The 16,778-nt window shown below is 44.5% G+C and carries 16 protein-coding genes; 4 read left to right on the top strand and 12 right to left on the bottom strand.

Features of this window, described 5'->3' with window-relative positions; translation table 11 throughout:
- The first annotated feature begins 8 nt into the window (after positions 1 to 8).
- On the top strand, positions 9 to 572 hold the full coding sequence (locus tag QUB44_RS19900) for an HU family DNA-binding protein (protein ID WP_333370063.1): 564 nt from the start codon (positions 9 to 11) through the stop codon (positions 570 to 572).
- Positions 573 to 642: 70 nt separating this feature from the next.
- Here QUB44_RS19900 and QUB44_RS19895 read toward each other — a convergent pair whose 3' ends face one another.
- From QUB44_RS19895 to QUB44_RS19880, 4 genes are all read right to left on the bottom strand, one after another.
- Entirely contained in the window at positions 643 to 1,485 is an 843-nt protein-coding gene (locus QUB44_RS19895) for an ATP-dependent DNA ligase (RefSeq protein WP_333370060.1), read from the bottom strand.
- A 13-nt stretch (positions 1,486 to 1,498) separates the two neighbouring features.
- Complete coding sequence (locus QUB44_RS19890) at positions 1,499 to 2,326, bottom strand: hypothetical protein (RefSeq protein ID WP_333370058.1); 828 nt, start codon at positions 2,324 to 2,326, stop codon at positions 1,499 to 1,501.
- Between the two features lie 84 nt (positions 2,327 to 2,410).
- On the bottom strand, positions 2,411 to 5,515 hold the full coding sequence (locus tag QUB44_RS19885; RefSeq protein ID WP_333370056.1) for a hypothetical protein: 3,105 nt from the start codon (positions 5,513 to 5,515) through the stop codon (positions 2,411 to 2,413).
- A gap of 101 nt (positions 5,516 to 5,616) precedes the next feature.
- Positions 5,617 to 6,165, bottom strand: a complete 549-nt coding sequence (locus QUB44_RS19880; RefSeq protein ID WP_333370054.1) for a hypothetical protein — start codon at positions 6,163 to 6,165, stop codon at positions 5,617 to 5,619.
- A 657-nt stretch (positions 6,166 to 6,822) separates the two neighbouring features.
- Here QUB44_RS19880 and QUB44_RS19875 point away from each other — a divergent pair.
- From QUB44_RS19875 to QUB44_RS19865, 3 genes are all read left to right on the top strand, one after another.
- Entirely contained in the window at positions 6,823 to 7,401 is a 579-nt protein-coding gene (locus QUB44_RS19875) for a serine acetyltransferase (protein ID WP_333370052.1), read from the top strand.
- Positions 7,394 to 8,050, top strand: coding sequence for an acyltransferase (locus QUB44_RS19870; protein WP_333370050.1), 657 nt, complete (start codon positions 7,394 to 7,396; stop codon positions 8,048 to 8,050). Before QUB44_RS19875 ends, QUB44_RS19870 begins: the two co-directional genes overlap by 8 nt.
- 1,049 nt (positions 8,051 to 9,099) lie before the next feature.
- Complete coding sequence (locus tag QUB44_RS19865) at positions 9,100 to 9,474, top strand: hypothetical protein (RefSeq protein ID WP_333370048.1); 375 nt, start codon at positions 9,100 to 9,102, stop codon at positions 9,472 to 9,474.
- A 651-nt stretch (positions 9,475 to 10,125) separates the two neighbouring features.
- Here QUB44_RS19865 and rppB read toward each other — a convergent pair.
- The 8 genes from rppB to QUB44_RS19825 form a co-directional block, all read right to left on the bottom strand.
- Positions 10,126 to 11,511 (bottom strand): two-component system sensor histidine kinase RppB, encoded by a 1,386-nt coding sequence (gene rppB / locus QUB44_RS19860; protein ID WP_333370046.1) that lies wholly within the window; start codon positions 11,509 to 11,511, stop codon positions 10,126 to 10,128.
- A gap of 224 nt (positions 11,512 to 11,735) precedes the next feature.
- A complete protein-coding gene (locus QUB44_RS19855; RefSeq protein ID WP_333348472.1) occupies positions 11,736 to 12,206 on the bottom strand; it encodes a DUF2808 domain-containing protein in 471 nt (156 codons plus the stop codon).
- A 113-nt stretch (positions 12,207 to 12,319) separates the two neighbouring features.
- Complete coding sequence (locus QUB44_RS19850) at positions 12,320 to 12,793, bottom strand: hypothetical protein (RefSeq protein ID WP_333348470.1); 474 nt, start codon at positions 12,791 to 12,793, stop codon at positions 12,320 to 12,322.
- 96 nt (positions 12,794 to 12,889) lie between these two features.
- Positions 12,890 to 13,366 (bottom strand): DUF2808 domain-containing protein, encoded by a 477-nt coding sequence (locus tag QUB44_RS19845; RefSeq protein ID WP_333348468.1) that lies wholly within the window; start codon positions 13,364 to 13,366, stop codon positions 12,890 to 12,892.
- Positions 13,367 to 13,531: 165 nt separating this feature from the next.
- Complete coding sequence (locus tag QUB44_RS19840; protein WP_333370044.1) at positions 13,532 to 14,566, bottom strand: C39 family peptidase; 1,035 nt, start codon at positions 14,564 to 14,566, stop codon at positions 13,532 to 13,534.
- A gap of 81 nt (positions 14,567 to 14,647) precedes the next feature.
- Positions 14,648 to 14,977 carry a four-helix bundle copper-binding protein gene (locus QUB44_RS19835; RefSeq protein ID WP_333370042.1) on the bottom strand — a complete coding sequence of 110 codons (330 nt, stop codon included), beginning with the start codon at positions 14,975 to 14,977 and terminating at the stop codon, positions 14,648 to 14,650.
- A 162-nt stretch (positions 14,978 to 15,139) separates the two neighbouring features.
- On the bottom strand, positions 15,140 to 16,195 hold the full coding sequence (locus QUB44_RS19830; RefSeq protein WP_333370040.1) for an acyltransferase: 1,056 nt from the start codon (positions 16,193 to 16,195) through the stop codon (positions 15,140 to 15,142).
- Positions 16,196 to 16,292: 97 nt separating this feature from the next.
- The gene (locus QUB44_RS19825; RefSeq protein ID WP_333370038.1) at positions 16,293 to 16,556 is read right to left on the bottom strand and encodes a hypothetical protein; all 264 of its coding nucleotides are present in this window, start codon (positions 16,554 to 16,556) and stop codon (positions 16,293 to 16,295) included.
- Positions 16,557 to 16,778 lie beyond the last annotated feature (222 nt).

Here is a 16,778-nt window from a genome sequence, read left to right as displayed (position 1 = left end):
CATTAGTCATGTCTGCTTTAATCGACCACGTAAAAACTTCAACTGGATTTGCTGAAAGCACCGTTAGTGCAGTATGGGAATCCGCAGTCGCCTTCATGTCGCTCAATCTCCGCAATGGAGAAAAAGTACCATTGGAGGGCTTAGGGATTTTAAAAGCTACCGATCGCGCTGCGCGTGAAGGGCGCAACCCACGAACTGGAGAACCTACTACTTTTAAGGCTTCTCGCAGACCTAAGATCACTTTCAGCAAATCCTTTTTGACTTTAGTTCAGCCTGATCCAAGCCAACCACAGCCTGCACCTGCTGCTGAATCTACTGCTCAATCAGTTGCTCCTGTTCCTCCTGTTGCAGGCATTCAACCTCCTCCTATTCCAGCCGACTTGCTAGCGCAAAAAACCTTGAGTCATCATGAGCAAACCTGGCAAATCAAAGCTCCTGACAGTTCCTTCGTTGAAGTACCAACAAGTGAACTAGCAGGCTGGGGAGTTAACGCTAGCACCCCGGTTTACTCGCCTAGCACAGGCTGGAAATTAGCGGGGAAAGTGCCGGAACTTGTAGGAATCGTCAAATAGTTTTGAACCAGACAGAAAAAAGCTTGAGTAGATGTACACTACTCAAGCTTTTTTCTGCCTCTATTTTGGCTCAGACAAATGCCGAAAATATTGGATGCCGTAAAGAACCTGTAGCAGTAACGCCGAGATAAACGACTTCAACTGTTCTGCCTAAATAATCAGCTTGGTTAGCCCAGATTGTCGATCGCTCCAAGTCAGTAAATCCTGTTCCCACTTTACTATTGATGGTTCGACCGTCAATCATTCCCCGAATCAGTACGTTACCCAGAGACTTTAGATATTTGCCACTACCTTTGGTAAACCCAACCACCGTAAAGTTGTTCTTAACAAAGTTTTTGACTTTTAGGAGATTGTTCGATCGAACCCCGGAGTAAACAGAGTTCGGATTCCGCAGCATTATTCCTTCATCTGAGAGTCCAGATTTTTTGACCAATTCAGCTTCAGTTTGGATTACCAAAGGATTATTTTCAATCAATTTCTGAGGGACGTAGCTAACTTTCCCCATTGCGGGGAAAATTTGCTTGACCTGATCTATTTCATGAACCGTCTCCATTGTCGGAAATTGATTGAACCCGATCGCAAAGATGCGAAACTGAACTTTGTGTTTATTTGCTACTACAGATTCTACAGTTTTTCTACTGCGGACAATTCCTGAGATAACATCAAAAAGAGTTCTAGGGATGTACAACTCACCGTCTATAAAAGATAAATTATTACTCGCTCGAATACTTTCGCATATTTCCTCAATCTCAGTCATTCCTGAATATCGAGTCAATCCCGATCGGCTTCTCAATCCACTGGTCATATTTTCATATAAGCACCGGACTCCATCGAGTTTAGGGCTGCTAAACCATTCTGTTACGCCATAGTTTTTTGTTGGGCTGTAAGTATTGGCTAATTGTGGCAACATCATTCAAACTTTCTCCTTAAACGAATCGACCCAAAGCAGGGGTTCGTAAATTCCCTGTAGCACTTAGCCCCATATAAACGATTTGGACTTGTTTACCCATATAGGAATCTCTATTCATCCAGAGATCCTGTTCCTCTTCATCGTTTAAGCCGTAAACACGAGTAATTTTATTAACTCCATTCACCATGCCTTCAACTGACATATAACTTACGAAATTTACTACAGGATTTTGAGTAAATCCAACAACAGTAAAGATTCCGCTTGTTATAGCCTTCACTTTCAAATAGTTGTCAGATCGCACTTCTGAATAAACTGAATCAGGATTTCTTAGAAATATTTCATCAGAAACACCAGAATTCACTATCTTCGTATATTCGTCAAGAACGCCGAGCGGTGTACTGCGAATCAATTCTTGAGGTATAAAACTCACCATTCCCATTGATGGGATGTTTTGTCGCATCAAAGTAATCATTTGATGCCCGGTCAGATTAGGATTTGTTGTTTCAACAACAGCAGAAACTCTAAACTCGATAGCAAACTTATCAGCAAGGTCATAGTTGGTTCGATCGCGTACCAATACCGTAAGTTCATCCAGTGTTTTGCCGGGAATAAATAACTCACCATCCATAAAGGAGAGATTGTTAGCATCACAGATACCTTGACAAGCTAACTCAAGCCGATCGATACCAACGAATCGCGTAGTCAAAGTCTGGCTTCTTAGTCCCTTTATTGCACCAAATCTTTGATAAACACACCGAATTCCGTTGAGCTTAGGACTGCTAAACCAGAAACCTGTAGGATATTCCTTTGCTGGACTGTAAGTATTGGCTAATTGTGGAAGCATTTAATTCTTGTGGTAATTGAAGAGTTTAGCTTCACAGCCCTGCTTTATCAGAAAACAGAGCTATGAAACTACAGAACTCAGAAATTAGTTAACCGCCATGATGAAATTGCTGACGCATCGGATTTGTTCGTTCACGATTTTGTCAAACATAAGAGCAATGTCTCGGTTATTTGGTTGGAATCTCATCAATCCCCATTGACCAGTAGCAGCAATTGTTAAGTCAGGCTTGAAAATCAGTGCTGTGGAATGGAACCAGGTGTTAAAGACAGTAGCTGGCATATTTCCACAGATAATCATGCCGGAAATGTTGGCGTATTGGATAAGCACATCTACGTTAACTCGAACTAATTTGCCACAGGTTTGATAGGTTACATTGCCTGTTACGTTCCACGACAAAGGCAAAGAAATTGGCGCTGACCAAACAATATCTGCTGTTCCCGCTGGTCCAGTTGCTCCCGTGTCACCTTTCGCACCTGTCGGACCAACAGGGCCAGCAACACCTTGAATTCCTTGAGAACCAGTGGCTCCCGCTGCGCCAGTAGCTCCTTGAGGGCCAGTCGCACCAGTTGCACCCACAAGACCTCTAGGACCGATCGCACCAGTGGCACCAGTCGCACCAGTTGCACCCGCAGCGCCAGCAATTCCTTGCGCTCCTGTGTCACCTTTGATTCCTTGAGCACCAGTCGCACCAGTTGCGCCAATATCACCTTTAGGACCGATCGCACCAGTTGCACCAGCGACACCTGGATTTCCTTGCGCTCCAGTTGCACCAATCGCACCAGTCGCACCAGTGGCTCCGGTTGCACCTGTTGAACCAGTATCACCTTTCAAACCAGTCGGCCCTTGTGCTCCAGCGGGACCAGTTGCACCTTGAATTCCGGCAGCGCCAGTTGAACCAGTTGGGCCGATCGCTCCTGTGTCACCTTTAGCTCCCGGAAGTCCTTGCAAACCTTGATCGCCTTGTTTAGCTCCCAAAGTCCAGAACATCGACGGCGGTGGATTATTCAAACTCGGGCCGGTGGCAATATAACTGCTTCCGTTATAGGCAACAGCATCAAACATGGCGTATTGGAATGTTGGGCTCCAATTTCCACGCCAAATCAAGCCGGGTCGTCCTTGAGGACCTTGTGGCCCTGTTCCACCTTGTGGCCCTATTGCACCAGCCGGCCCCATTTGACCAGTCGGGCCGATATCACCCGGTGTGCCTTGAATCCCTTGCTCTCCACGTTCGCCGGGAGTGCCGGGATTACCTTGCAAACCTTGCGAACCCATTTCGCCTGGAATTCCTTGATCACCGCGATCGCCTTTTTGACCTGCGGGGCCAGTTAAGCCGATCGAACCTGTAGCGCCAGTAGCGCCCATATCGCCAGCAATTCCTTGATCACCTCGATCGCCTTTTTGACCTTGCGGGCCTGTCAAACCGATCGGACCCGTCGCGCCCATGTCGCCTGGAATTCCTTGATCGCCACGGTCGCCTTTAGAACCTTGCGGGCCCGTCAAACCGATCGGACCAACAGGGCCGAGATCGCCAGCGATACCTTGATCGCCCCGATCACCTTTAGAACCTTGAGAGCCGGTTAAACCGATCGGGCCCGTTGCGCCAGCTTCACCAACTAAACCTTGATCACCACGATCGCCTTTAGCACCCTGCGGGCCGGTTAAACCTTGATCACCAGCAGGGCCGACTGTGCCGGGAATGCCTTGATCACCTCGATCGCCTTTTATGCCGGGAGCGCCTTGCGGGCCGGTTAAACCTGCCGGGCCGGTTGCGCCAATATCACCGGGAATGCCTTGGTCGCCACGATCGCCTTTTATTCCGGGACTGCCTTGTGGGCCGGTTAAGCCTGGATTTCCTTGAGAGCCAGTAGCGCCAACTAGACCTTGATCGCCTCGATCGCCTTTTTCACCGGGAACGCCAGGGATGCCTGGATTGCCAATATCGCCTTTGTCACCTTGCGGGCCGGCAATCCCAGGCTGACCCTGTAAACCTTCAGCACCAGTTGCACCGGGAGTTCCCGGTAAACCACGTTCGCCCGGTTCACCTTGAATGCCTGGATTTCCTTGAGGGCCAGGACTACCAGCCGGGCCGGTCAAACCTTGAATGCCTTGAATTCCTTGACTGCCTGCTTCGCCTTTTTCACCGGCTACACCGGGAGAACCTGCGGAGCCATCAACACCGGGATTTCCTTGATCACCTTTCGGGCCGATCGGACCGATCGCACCAGTCGCGCCAGCAGTGCCGGCAATTCCTTGATCGCCTTTGGGACCTGGTGCTCCTGTTTCACCAGCCGGCCCGATCGCACCTGCTGTACCGGGTTCACCGGGAGTGCCGGGATTTCCTGGATCACCTTTAATACCCTGCGGGCCGGTAGCACCAGCCGGGCCGGTAGCACCGGGTGTACCTGCTGCACCGGGCATACCATCCGCACCAGTCGCGCCGGGATTTCCCTGAATTCCCTGAATCCCTTGAGCGCCAGGATTACCAGTTGCACCAGTTGCACCTGTTGCGCCGGGAGTTCCCGGCTGACCAACATCACCGCGATCGCCTTTTTCGCCGGGAACGCCTTGAGGTCCGATCGGGCCAGCCGGGCCGGTTAAGCCGATCGGACCTTGTGGCCCAACGATTGCCGGCTCTGGAGGAATAAGAGTAACATCCCGAGAAGCTGTAGCAACAATGCTAGTGCCAACCATCAAATCAGCGCGTAGAGTTCCATTTTGTGTGATAGCTGTCTCGAATGGAACCCAAGGAGATTCTTTGATAATTGAGCCGTTGAGAGTGAAACGGACAAAAGAGTTTGTTGGCGGAAATGCTACATCAGCAACTACTACTGTCTGTCCTGAAAATAAAACAGGTTCTCTAAGCGCAATTGTCGGAGTATTAAGTTTTACTTCAAAATTTACTTGAGCGGTCGATCGAACTGTGACAGGAGCTGTTCCAGTAATATCCTCAACTTCAATTAAATGATTCCCCGCAGTATTAATTGTAATACTCATCCCAAATTGATATTGAGGCGCAGCCGTCGTGCCGACATTGGTTGCTGTGGCGTCTGTGCCGACAACTGTACCGTTTAGTTTAAATCGAACGTCAGTATTTGTGTTACTGTCTGCGATCGCAGTAACAGGTAAGGAATAAGGCAAAGAGTTTACTTGAATACTTGGCTGATTTGGGGCGGTGATTCTAATTGCCATGATTATTTATTTAATTTGTGAATACATGAGAATTAATCTCTTCTCTGTAGTCAATACCAGAGAAGAGATTAAAAACAAGAGAGAAAGAACTTTGGCGCTTATCAGGTTTGAATCAGCAGAGCCTGAGCCAGGATAACTTCTGATTCCACTGATTCTCCAGCAATCATCAGAGTTGTGTAAGCATCAGGGCTTGTGTTGTCACCGTCATCGTCGTGAACCATGATGACTTTAGTATTTTGCAACTGACTGAATGTTTGGTACAGCTCAGTTAGATATTCAACCTGTTCGATCGGCATCAAAATGCTAAATACTGTCTCTGGTAAAACAGGCTCTTCCATCGCCAAACTTTGGGTTGCCATCCCTACTAACTCTGTCAAAGAGTTTCTGATCAAAGGTTGAAACAGCTCATCTAAAGTTTTGTATTCAATGCGTCGTGTCGCCGGAGCTTTGTAACTAGGAGCGAGGGGATTCATCGCCTTGATTGCAGCTCTCCGCATTGAAGCATCTCTGCTAAGGATTGCTGCTTCATCCAATGGCAGTTTAGCTCTTTTAATTGAAAGCGGTGAATCGCTTTCAGATTGGGGCCAAAAGTTGTAGTCAGCGAGTGTTGCCCGCAGCATTTTTGTTGCGAATCCTGCTGTTATTGTCATGGTGGTAATCGAGCTTGGTATCGAGTGATAAATTATTTTTTTAGTATATCATCTCAATTTTATTTCTCTTTTTGACGGCAAAAACTTGACCTTTGTTTACAAATAAGATAGGAACAAAAAATAAATTTGACTAAGGGGGTTCTGATCAGAAAACGGCAATAACAAATATAGAATCAGCAAAAAACCAGCAAGCTACAGAATTATTGTTTAAAACTGTTGTTTTAGTATTTGCACTGTTTTGAGTATCAAAAAACTATGCTTTTTCAAAATTGCTTACCCATTTATCACTTTTTCTGTCACCTAAGAAAACAATTTGACCATTTTCTGTAGCGGGTCAACAAAATAGTAAGCTAAACACACAACAAACTTGAGCATAAGAAAAACCAGTAGCGAACTGGTGCAACGCTATTAGTCGCTAGAAAGTGCAGGAAATTTCAGGAGATAGGCTTGAATTTCTTGATTTTAAGCCAATCAAAGGAATTGACCATATATAGCAATCCTAAATCATTTGTGAATTTCTTACTCCCGAGCAAGCGGGTTCAGGGAGGGTTGGGGTGGGGTAAAAAATTTACGACTCCTGCAAGGATTGCTATAGACCCATTAATATCGTCGGCATCTAACAATAGAGTAAACAAGAAATAGTGTGAATTAGAGCTTATGGTAACTGAGCAAAACTTAATCACAAGTGAAAATGAAGTAGAAGACCCCGGCCTGGGACTGTGGCAGCAAATTAAAGAAGACTGGATTGCTCATGGTCGAGATTGGACAAAACCGGGATTTCGCGCCGTAGCAGTTCAACGCTTCGGTGTCTGGAGAATGAAAGTTGAACCCAAGCTGCTACGGGCTCCCTTGAGCATTCTTTATCGATCGCTGTACCGAAAAGTCCGCAATACTTACGGGATAGACTTGCCTTACACTGTGAAGCTCGGTCGTCGCGTGGTGATTGAACATCAAAACGCTATTATTTACGAATATTGTACGATCGGCGACGATTGCATCATCCGCCAAGGTGTAACGTTGGGAAACCGCTATTTGGACAAACCGCTAGAATCGCCTCAATTGGGCGATCGGGTTAACGTCGGCGCTGGTGCAAAAATCCTCAGAGAAGTAAACTTGGGAGATGACGTAAATATCGGTGCCAATGCTGTAGTTTTATCAGACATTCCAGCCGGTCAAACTGCTGTTGGTATTCCTGCCCAGATTCTTCAATCTACCAAAAACCAGGAAAATGCTTAGATCAACATTGCAAAAAATTATCCGCCATCTTGCCATGCGTTACGGCAAGTTCCGTGGCCTTTACATCCAATTCTGTAACCCCTGTGCCAAAGAATACACAGAATTTCTCCGCCGCCACGGCAACTTGTACGCGATCGGCGAAAATTGCAGCATCTGGCCAAATACCGTCTTTGGAGATCCCGCCTACGTCCGCATCGGCAACAATGTTCACTTCTCATCTTGTACCGTGCTCGGCCACGATGGCTCGATCGCCATGCTTGACCGGGCTTACAACGTTAAACTAGATGCCGTAGGCAAGATAGACATCCGGGACAACGTATTTATTGGCTTAAATGCGATCGTCCTTCGCAACGTCACTATCGGCCCAAATGCGATCGTCGCCGCCGGTGCCGTCGTCACCAAAGATGTCGCCGAGGGCGATATAGTGGCCGGCGTCCCCGCCAGACCGATAGGCCGCGTCGAAGACTTAGTGAAAAAATTGCAAGCCGAAACTCAAAGCCTGCCCTGGGCCGATTTGATTAACAGCCGCGAGGGCAGCTTCGACCCCGAAATTGAACCCGAGCTCGTAAAGTTACGAGTGTCCCACTTCTACGGCAACACATCCACTCCAACTGCGGCCCAATTCCAGCAATCTCCCTACCCAAGTTAGAAATTCTTCTTAAGATAAATTGCACTATAGCAATCCTAAATGAGTCGTAAATTTTTTACCCCACCCCAACCCTCCCCGAACCCGCGGGGAGGAAGTAAGAATTCACAAATGATTTAGGATTGCTATAACTACTGTCAAACAGATGACTTTGACCTTCCCCACGAAAAGAAGCTTTGTTACTAGGAAGCCAATGACAGTCACCGGAAGCATCTCTTACCAGATGGAAACATTGAGGAACGATCCTCTGCGAGGGCTGCGCCAACGGAAGTTCAATTTTACCGTAGCTTGCGTGGCGCCTTGCACTGAGCGGAGTCGAAGGGTAGCGCCATCGCCCAACCCGGACACCAGTTGCTGCCATAGTAGAAAAAGCAGTCCTTCGGTTCCTTAAACCATTCGATGTGATTTTTAGTTATTGTGGCTATTTTGCTCATTAGATTTAGATGTGATTGATGAGAGATAGTCATAGTTATGGAGAAAAAACATCATCGTCCAAAAGCGAAGGACTACGTTAATAGCATTTAAGTAGCTTTTAGTCAATTAATTGTATTTCATACTTACAACCAACGAAAAGCATTTTATATTCAATAAAACTGTCATTGCCAGTGATTCCTAAGCGACCACTAAGAACAATTAGACAAAGCTACAAATTGACAATCTGGTCATCATGATTTTCCTTGTCCCTGGATTGCCTGCCCGTAAGAAGCGGAAAAACTGACGTGGTAGCATTTCTTGATAAACTGCCGTGATTTCGTGAGGATACGGCTCGATATGTGATGTGAATAGCTAAGAATCGATCGAATAGATGGGCAAGGTGAATCCGAGGTTTTCCGAAATTTAGCGAAATAAACCCTCATCAGCCTCGAATTACTAAGAAAATCTGTGGCGAACAATTTCCAGATTTTGCTCATCTAATTCCAAGATTACCTGAATTTCTCAACAGCCACTGTTATCAGTTTGATATAATTGTGACTAGGTATTGAGTTGGTGCGAGACTTTTTCCAATTTGTTGCGCCAGTGCATAATATTTGGTCTACGCCTCTCTACTACGGATGAAAAAGTACCTCAACCTCGTCACCGCCCTCCTCGCCTCGCTCAAACCCAAATCCGAGCTTCCCATAATCGATAGCTACGGTGAATCCCCGCTAACCCAGAAACAGCAGCAAGCTCTCATGGAATGGCTGTTCGCCAGTTTGATGGGTGCGGGGTACTTCGGCAAAGCTCACCTGATTTGGGATGATGGCAAAGACAGAGAGCGGGAGATATTCACCGCATTGATGAGAAATGAGCCGATATTCCTGTACCGCCAGGGAGTGCGACCTACCCCAACGGTTGAAGGATATGGCTGGCGACTGATTGGCGAACATCCGAGTTTGAGGGTGTATCAGTTGGAGATTGAGGCTGAAGAAGGTGAAAGCTCTCCTTGACCTGGAAGCGATTATAAGGGGAAGCTGCCGTTAGCAAATTTTGGTCGAATTTAAGCAAGTATGGGTGTCGGGAGGGTAAGCTTTCTAGGTTGATTGACATTTGCATCAAAATTCATTTGCATTCCGAATTCTAAGTTGTAAGCAGTCAAATGCAAATGTTGAGTTTCAACATCAGCTTGAATTAAAATATTAAACAAAAGGGAATGGCTAATATTGCTACGAATAAGGTTTTTTAAACCCTGTATAATATCATCGTGTTACCAACAAATTCTATGATCCAGGAAAGAGAGTGATAATGGAAAGAAGAAGGGGAAGAAAACATAGGATTGAAGAAGCGACTTATCAAAGATGATTGCACAAGCCATCGGCCCTAAAAAATCATGTGTGGTCGAGTTGGAAAAAGCCCTTTGTATCCGTTGGCTAGCTCAAACTCCAAGGGTGGGAGAAGATAAAGTTCCGCTTTTATGTATATGCTCGCAGATGGTAATGCAGGGATTTTGATCTATTTCACCTGTTTTTCCTGCACATTACTACCTTTTTTCGTCCGAAAATCCATACAGTGTTTACTTGAACCACTTATTGAGCAAGCCCTAGTTAGTTAAGTATATTTGTCCATCATACCATAAATGTGCAACGCCCAACGCCCAAGTTCTAGGATGTGCCGATTACTCCATGATTCATGGCATCATTCATCAACGCCGCATTTCTTTCTCGAAATCGCAGTGTGAAAATGCTACCCGTACCCAATTTACTTTGCACAGTCAGGCTACCGCCATGTGCTAAGGCTATAGCTTGCGCTATCGCCAATCCCAATCCCGAGCCGCCAGTAACGCGATCGCGTGAACTGTTAACTCGATAGAAACGATCAAAAATTTGCTTTTGATCTTCTGCTGCAATCCCACACCCTGTATCTTGGACATGAATCACAACTAAATGGTCAGTTTTTTCTAAAATAACAGTTACTTGGCCACCAGGTGAAGTGTATTGAATGGCATTGACAATTAAATTAAAAACTAAGCGATAAAGCTGGTTAGAATCACCAATAATAGTCAAGGGCTGATGCACCGGCAATTCCGATGTTAGCGCTACCTCTCTGGCGATCGCCATTGCTGCCAATTCCTCGACTAAATCGCTAACCAAGTCATTTAAACAACACAATTGATGGCGATCGGGTATCGGTTGATTATCCATCCGCGCCAACAGCAACAAATCAGCCACTAACTGAGTCAATCTGCGGTTTTGACGCTCTACAGTTCGCAAAATTTCCCGTGCTTCTTTTTCATCCAATTCAGACATTAACAGCCCGGATTCTACTGTCGCTTGGGATGCCGCTAAAGGCGTCCGCAATTCGTGGGCAGCATCCGCTGTAAACTGTTGAATTTGTCGGTAGGAAGCATAAATTGGTTTCATTGCCAATCCTGCCAGCCACCAACTAGAAAAACCTACCAAGATTAACGCAGTAGGCAATCCCAACTTTAAAACTAATCTGACTGTACTGAGATAATCGTTGAAGTCTTGCAAGCTCCGCCCCACTTGAAAATATCCCCAACTTTTCTGATTTTGAGTATGCAGTGATACAGAAATTTGATGATAAATATTGCCTTTGCTGTCAGTAATTGTTTGCCAGTGTTCTGAGTTAAAGGTCGCTAGCAATTCTTTGGGATAAGCGCCTGCTGTAGCAATCAAATTTCCTGACTTATCAAATAAACGAATATAGTAATGGCCTTGGTTGATAGCGCTTAAAGTATGGCGGCTGGGCAACTGTTCTTTAATGTCGTTAACTCCCATTAGGCGGAGGTTGGGCAAAAGTTCGCTTACTATTGGCTCTAAGCGTCCGGGCTGCTGCAATTTGATTTCTAGGCTGTCATGTAGCGTTCCCGCTACCGATTCTAATTCCCGGTCTAGGGCTACCCAGTGAGCGTGGGCGATCGCCTTATATACACCAAATCCCAACAAGCTTAAAATCAAACCCATTACTGCTGCATAGGAAATGGCTAATTTCCAGCGAGTCCGATTAAATAGTTTATTTTGATTCATCTTCCTAAGTGGTAATTGGTAAGTGTTAAAGTGTTAATAGCTAATTGGTCAGGGCATAACTCTAATTTATAGCAGTAAATCTTTTTAAAAATTGAGCAACAAAAGATAGCACTCTTCAGACTTTTTTAGCTTTTAGCCTTTAAGTAAGAGCAAATTTTAAATTGCAATTTTCTCGAATTTATTCAAGTTAATTGCAATTTAAAATCCCTAACTGCCAGCTACCTTTAGTAGGTTTGAATTAAAACTGTACCGAGTGGTACTTCTGCATTTATTCCCACCATTTTACCAGAGATAGCATAGCCCCAATTCCGACTGTAACCAGGAGTGTATATGCCCCGCATATCAATTGATATGGTGGTATCAGGAGAAACAGGTTGGGAGAAAACTACTGTGGCTTTTCGGTTATTAACAGAAACTTGAGACTCGATTTTTTGACCAGATTGATTTTTGACCTCAATTCCGCTACGCATTTTCACATCATCCGGCAAATCAATTGCAAGTGCCGAAAGAGCTTTTCCCTGAACGTGAACTTCAAAATGATGGGTAGCACCCTGAAAGCGAGCGTTATTGGGATGGGCGCCGCTGTGTACGAGGTGAGAAACATTAGCATTTCGCATGGCTCCTCCTGCAAGAGTAGTCGGGGCATTAAATGCTAGCACAAAGGTGAATGCAGCAGCGTAAAGTAACTTTTTCATGGCGATGCTCCTCAAATAATTAACTCAATGGACTCGGCATTAATTGGTTTAAAAGCCCTGAAATAAATCCAGGTCAGATGTCAGTCGTTTAAAGACTCAACCTTCACAAGCATTTACCAACGCGGGAGAGTTTGAATATTGGCCGTACCAACTTTACTGTCTGAACTCTGACCCACTTTCTTGGCATAAACGCGGTATATATAATTACGCGGGTAGATTGAAGCCTCAACCTCAAGCATAGAAATTGTCAGCACAGTCCCGGCAACTACAGGTTTGGAGAAAACTACCGTTGCTTTTCCACCTTTAACAGAAGTTGTTGCCTCAATCTTTTCACCGGATTGACTGCTTACTTCAATACCCTTGATTCGCAGTGATGGCAACTGAATTGACAGTTCTGAAATGGCTTCTCCCTCAACGTGAACGTCAAAATCGTGGAAGGCTCTCCAAGTTGGGTAGTCAGGATAGGAACGGCCTCCGACAATGTGAGGAGATTGGGAATCTCCCGGTATTCCTGTTGCTTCTGCTGCGGAGATAGAAGAGGTAAGAATTAAGGCAAATGCTGCACTAATACTAATTAATTTTTTCACGACTGCACTCCTTGAAAACTAACGTTTGGCTTATTTCTTAGTTTGATACGTATGGATGAAATCAGGATGAAAGATCGGCCGTAACACCTGATTTTTTTATTGATAGCTACGAACCCGTGCTATACCGAGGATAATGTCTGTATTGTCGCCAACTAATATAGCAGTAAGTTGGTACATCCAAGCGTTAGAAACTCCAGAAATTATTACTTTATTCATGGTAATTTTGATTGTGTTTTCGGGAGAAAGAGGTTGGGAGAAGGTTAGTATAACTTGATTGCTGTTGACAGAAACCTTAGTGTCAATTTTTTGACCTGAATCGTCAGATATACTGATATCATCCCTGACAGTTAACCCCGCAGGAACGCTAATTTTTAATTGAGAAATAGCCCTAGTTCCTTGAGGAATGTGCAGCCGGAAAGTATGCCTGACGATTCTTGCCTTAGTTTCCGGAAATTGTACTGCACTATCAATGTGAGGAAAATTCTCGGCGCCTGTTCTGGTGCTCGCATGGACAGCAGGAACTAAAACTGTGGCTGACAGAGCAAATACAGCACCGTAAATGAGTGTTCTCATAGTTTTGACTCTCTAGGGAATTAAGTACAGTACGCCAACCTACTTCAACATTCATATTTGAAGAGTTAGCTTCTTATTAACTAGATTGACAGCTAATTATGAAATCAAGATGAAATATGAACCAGTGAGAGGTGAATTTTAATAGCAAACAAGCGCTTTACTCTCTTACTTGGAAATGAAATGAACCCAGAAATTTCCATCTGCCATACAAACGCGACGGATTAAATCATAGGAATAGTGAAGATAAGCTCCATTGGCGTTGTTGTTATACCCGCTAGCAAACCATTCTCCATAAGGATCGTGAACAATCAAGCCAGTTTCGTCATATCCAACTACGGGCAGAATATGACCGAAAGAAGTAAAATAGCCATGTATGACAGTTGGGTTTCCATCTACTAACCAATCTTTAACTTCCTCAAATGTCGCATTCTCTTTAAAGGTATCTTGAGCACCATACTCTCTGACAATTTTTGCCAAGTCGTAGGGGTTCCAGCGACTGTAACCTTTGTTGAGTGCATATTGGTAGAGTTCGTCCTCAAATTGACCGATCTTGTCCCGGCGCGGTTTGTTGAGGAACTGCAAGCACATTGCCATTGATGTGACATTGCAAGCACCAGTCGGATTATAGTAATTATCCAGTTGGTACTTGTAAGGAAAATTAGCAAGTTGAAAGCTCTTAGGCTTAGTTTTTGGATAAATTACCTTTCCTTCTTGTAAAATTTGGACGTGCGGCCTATAGACATACCAGATTTGAGAATTTTTAAAGGAATCTTTTCGGAAAGCTACTCGGATGTGATCGCGAACCATTTCATAAGAGACAAGCTCCAATACTTTCCCCGTTTCAATTTCTTGTTTCTCTGCATCTGATAAATTTAACGCATAGATAGGTCTAGCCTTGAGAAATGTCTCCTTAACTATCTTGAGGACAGGAGGTGGAAATTTGAGATCCGATGGCTTGGCTTCAATAAGTTTCTCGGCTGTTTTTGCTCCGATAAATCCTGGTTCATCAGTGCACTGAATCAGCTTGTGAAATCGATTGAGAGCCGCAGTAGAGACTGCACTAAAGATGCCGTTGGCTGGAGGGTCTAGCAAACCTAAGTCGATGAGACGAATTTGGATTTGGCGAGTGAGCTCTTTATCGGCAGCGATCGCCTTTACATCCACCTTCTTATTTGTTCCTACAATGTTTTGGAGTTTCATAATTAATTTATTGAATATTGGAACTAACTGTTTCCAGACAAGGTGAGTATTACAAATCCCACCTTGCCGAAGCGTGATTAATTAAGCAGCAGCACTTGCCATATCGCGACATTCCGCAGCACAGCCCCGACAAGCTTCAGCGCATTTTTGACAGTGTTCGTTTTGATGTTTCTCGCACTCGCTAGCGCAAGCTTCGCAGATATCCGCACAGACTTTACCGATTACCTCTGCAAAGCACGAACCGCGACTCCTAAAACTAGCGCAAGTCCAGCAGATGTTTGCACAATCTCGGCAGAGTCGGCGGCATTCTGGCATTTCTCCGATGCAGAACTCAGCGCATTTTTCGCATTCAGTAGCGCACTGAACCACTGTATCGCAATAGGATGGGTGATAGTGTGGGTGTTCGCTCATAGGTAAAGATCCCTGAAAAGTTTAATGTTTTAAATCATTGAGCCACATTTAACTCTCCTTAACTTCACATTGACATTACGCAATGAAATCAGGATGAAATTGTTAAACCCATTTTCCACATCTTCCAGCGCCTCTGCCCCAGGGATGTGGCGTAAATCCAGATTAAATTCCCAGAATGTACTGACTGTAATTCTTGGGTAAAAGTTTTTGCAACAGGTAAATAATCCCAAAACAAACTAGCAAATCTACCGTCACTAAAACTCCGAGCTTGAGCAGGGGATCGGGAGAATACATAAATTTATAAGACGCTAAATTAACATAGTTTACTACCATCACATCTAGCAGGTATATAGGAAAGGAGTAAGCCGCCAATATTTTGACTAATTTCGATAGTTTACTGGGAAGTATGATGCTTTGAGAAAATGCCAATATCGACAGTACGAACAAAATTGCGTATCCTTGAGTAGATAGTTTAAAAAACGATCGGGCAAACCAGGCATCCGAATTTACTTCACTGAGTAGGTAAAATTCCCCAATACTTGCTAGATAGAACAAGATAGTTGCTGCTAAAATAAGCATTCTTTGGCGATGAAGGTATCCTTGAATGTTGTCATAACAACTGCCAAGAACTAAACCAGTGGAAAACGGCAAAATCCAACTAAAAATCCAGCGCTCTATCAGCGGTATAGGTATGGAAGGTAAGTATTTGAGAGCAACTAAGTAAAAGACTAGGGTAAAAACTATTTGAATGGTGAAACCCAAAGCCAAAACTTTTCGGGGTTCTAAAAATCTTAATTTAACTAAAATCCACCACCACAAATAGCATTGAACAATCACAACTATAAAGTAATAGGGGGGCAGCACAGAACCTGTCAGCACATCTCTAACTAATCCAAGTAAATCAAATCGTTTGAGGTTGCCAAAATTATTTAAAATGTAGAAGGCTACCGACCAAAAAAGATAGGGTGGTATAATTCGCGATAGCCTTTTCTTTAATATCAGCGTTGGGTTATTTTGATTCTCACGCTTGTTGGTAAGAAAAAAACCGCTGAGCAGTAAAAATGCAGGTACACAGAAAAGTTGGAGTGTATCGATCGAAATAAATAGAAGTCTGGGATCGGGTAATGACAAAAAACCAGCATGAATAATCACAACACTGACGATAGCCAAAGCTCGGATTAAATCAAATTCGATGCACCTGTTAGAAGCTTTTAACATTGTAAAACAAGGGGTATTTAGAGGGGAACAATCGGCTGTAAACGATATAGTTAATGGTTTCAGTCTTAATTCGCCAACTATTGGCAGTGCCGTATCCCTAACGATTGAACGTAAATCGACCGTCTACCTTTTGACCCTTAATATCAGCAGTAATCTTCATCTGGTACTGACCAGTAGCTTTTCCAGGCAGGAAAGCAGTATAGTGCTGGTCTTTCTGGTCATAAGTAAAGGTAAGATCCTTTTGAGTGCGATCGGGCATCTGAATTTGACCGCTTATCTTCGCATTAGGTATTGTCTGGTGGTTGTCGCCTCTTTGCAAATAGAAATCCAGGTGAGTTCGATCGGCTTCTTTTTCGACCACCAACTCTAAATGATAAGGGCATGATTCTACTACTTGACCCCCTTTTGATGAGTTAGAATGACCAGGAGTTGCAGCTATTTGTGTAGTCGGGTTGAGTGATAGTGGCGGTTTTGTTCCAGAAGCATTTGGACTAGCAGCGGGGCTGCTAAGCTGTTGTGCATTTAAAACGCATAGTGGTATAATATAACATAATGATATTCAGACAAAGTGAATGCCTGCTAA

Origin of the sequence: Microcoleus sp. AT3-D2 (genome assembly GCF_036705715.1) — a bacterium.
In the GTDB taxonomy this organism is placed as follows: Bacteria; Cyanobacteriota; Cyanobacteriia; order Cyanobacteriales; family Microcoleaceae; genus Microcoleus.
The sequence above is the reverse complement of the archived record's forward strand: the minus strand, read 5'-3'. Positions and strand labels throughout refer to the sequence as shown.

Coding starts and splice junctions, on each gene's coding strand:
- QUB44_RS19835 (WP_333370042.1), bottom strand. CDS start 14,977: ATGAGCGAACACCCACACTATCACCCATCCTATTGCGATACAGTGGTT.
- QUB44_RS19870 (WP_333370050.1), top strand. CDS start 7,394: ATGCTTAGATCAACATTGCAAAAAATTATCCGCCATCTTGCCATGCGT.
- QUB44_RS19900 (WP_333370063.1), top strand. CDS start 9: ATGTCTGCTTTAATCGACCACGTAAAAACTTCAACTGGATTTGCTGAA.
- QUB44_RS19880 (WP_333370054.1), bottom strand. CDS start 6,165: ATGACAATAACAGCAGGATTCGCAACAAAAATGCTGCGGGCAACACTC.
- QUB44_RS19875 (WP_333370052.1), top strand. CDS start 6,823: ATGGTAACTGAGCAAAACTTAATCACAAGTGAAAATGAAGTAGAAGAC.
- QUB44_RS19865 (WP_333370048.1), top strand. CDS start 9,100: ATGAAAAAGTACCTCAACCTCGTCACCGCCCTCCTCGCCTCGCTCAAA.
- QUB44_RS19845 (WP_333348468.1), bottom strand. CDS start 13,366: ATGAGAACACTCATTTACGGTGCTGTATTTGCTCTGTCAGCCACAGTT.
- QUB44_RS19895 (WP_333370060.1), bottom strand. CDS start 1,485: ATGATGTTGCCACAATTAGCCAATACTTACAGCCCAACAAAAAACTAT.
- QUB44_RS19830 (WP_333370040.1), bottom strand. CDS start 16,195: ATGTTAAAAGCTTCTAACAGGTGCATCGAATTTGATTTAATCCGAGCT.
- QUB44_RS19885 (WP_333370056.1), bottom strand. CDS start 5,515: ATGGCAATTAGAATCACCGCCCCAAATCAGCCAAGTATTCAAGTAAAC.
- QUB44_RS19855 (WP_333348472.1), bottom strand. CDS start 12,206: ATGAAAAAGTTACTTTACGCTGCTGCATTCACCTTTGTGCTAGCATTT.
- rppB (WP_333370046.1), bottom strand. CDS start 11,511: ATGAATCAAAATAAACTATTTAATCGGACTCGCTGGAAATTAGCCATT.
- QUB44_RS19890 (WP_333370058.1), bottom strand. CDS start 2,326: ATGCTTCCACAATTAGCCAATACTTACAGTCCAGCAAAGGAATATCCT.
- QUB44_RS19840 (WP_333370044.1), bottom strand. CDS start 14,566: ATGAAACTCCAAAACATTGTAGGAACAAATAAGAAGGTGGATGTAAAG.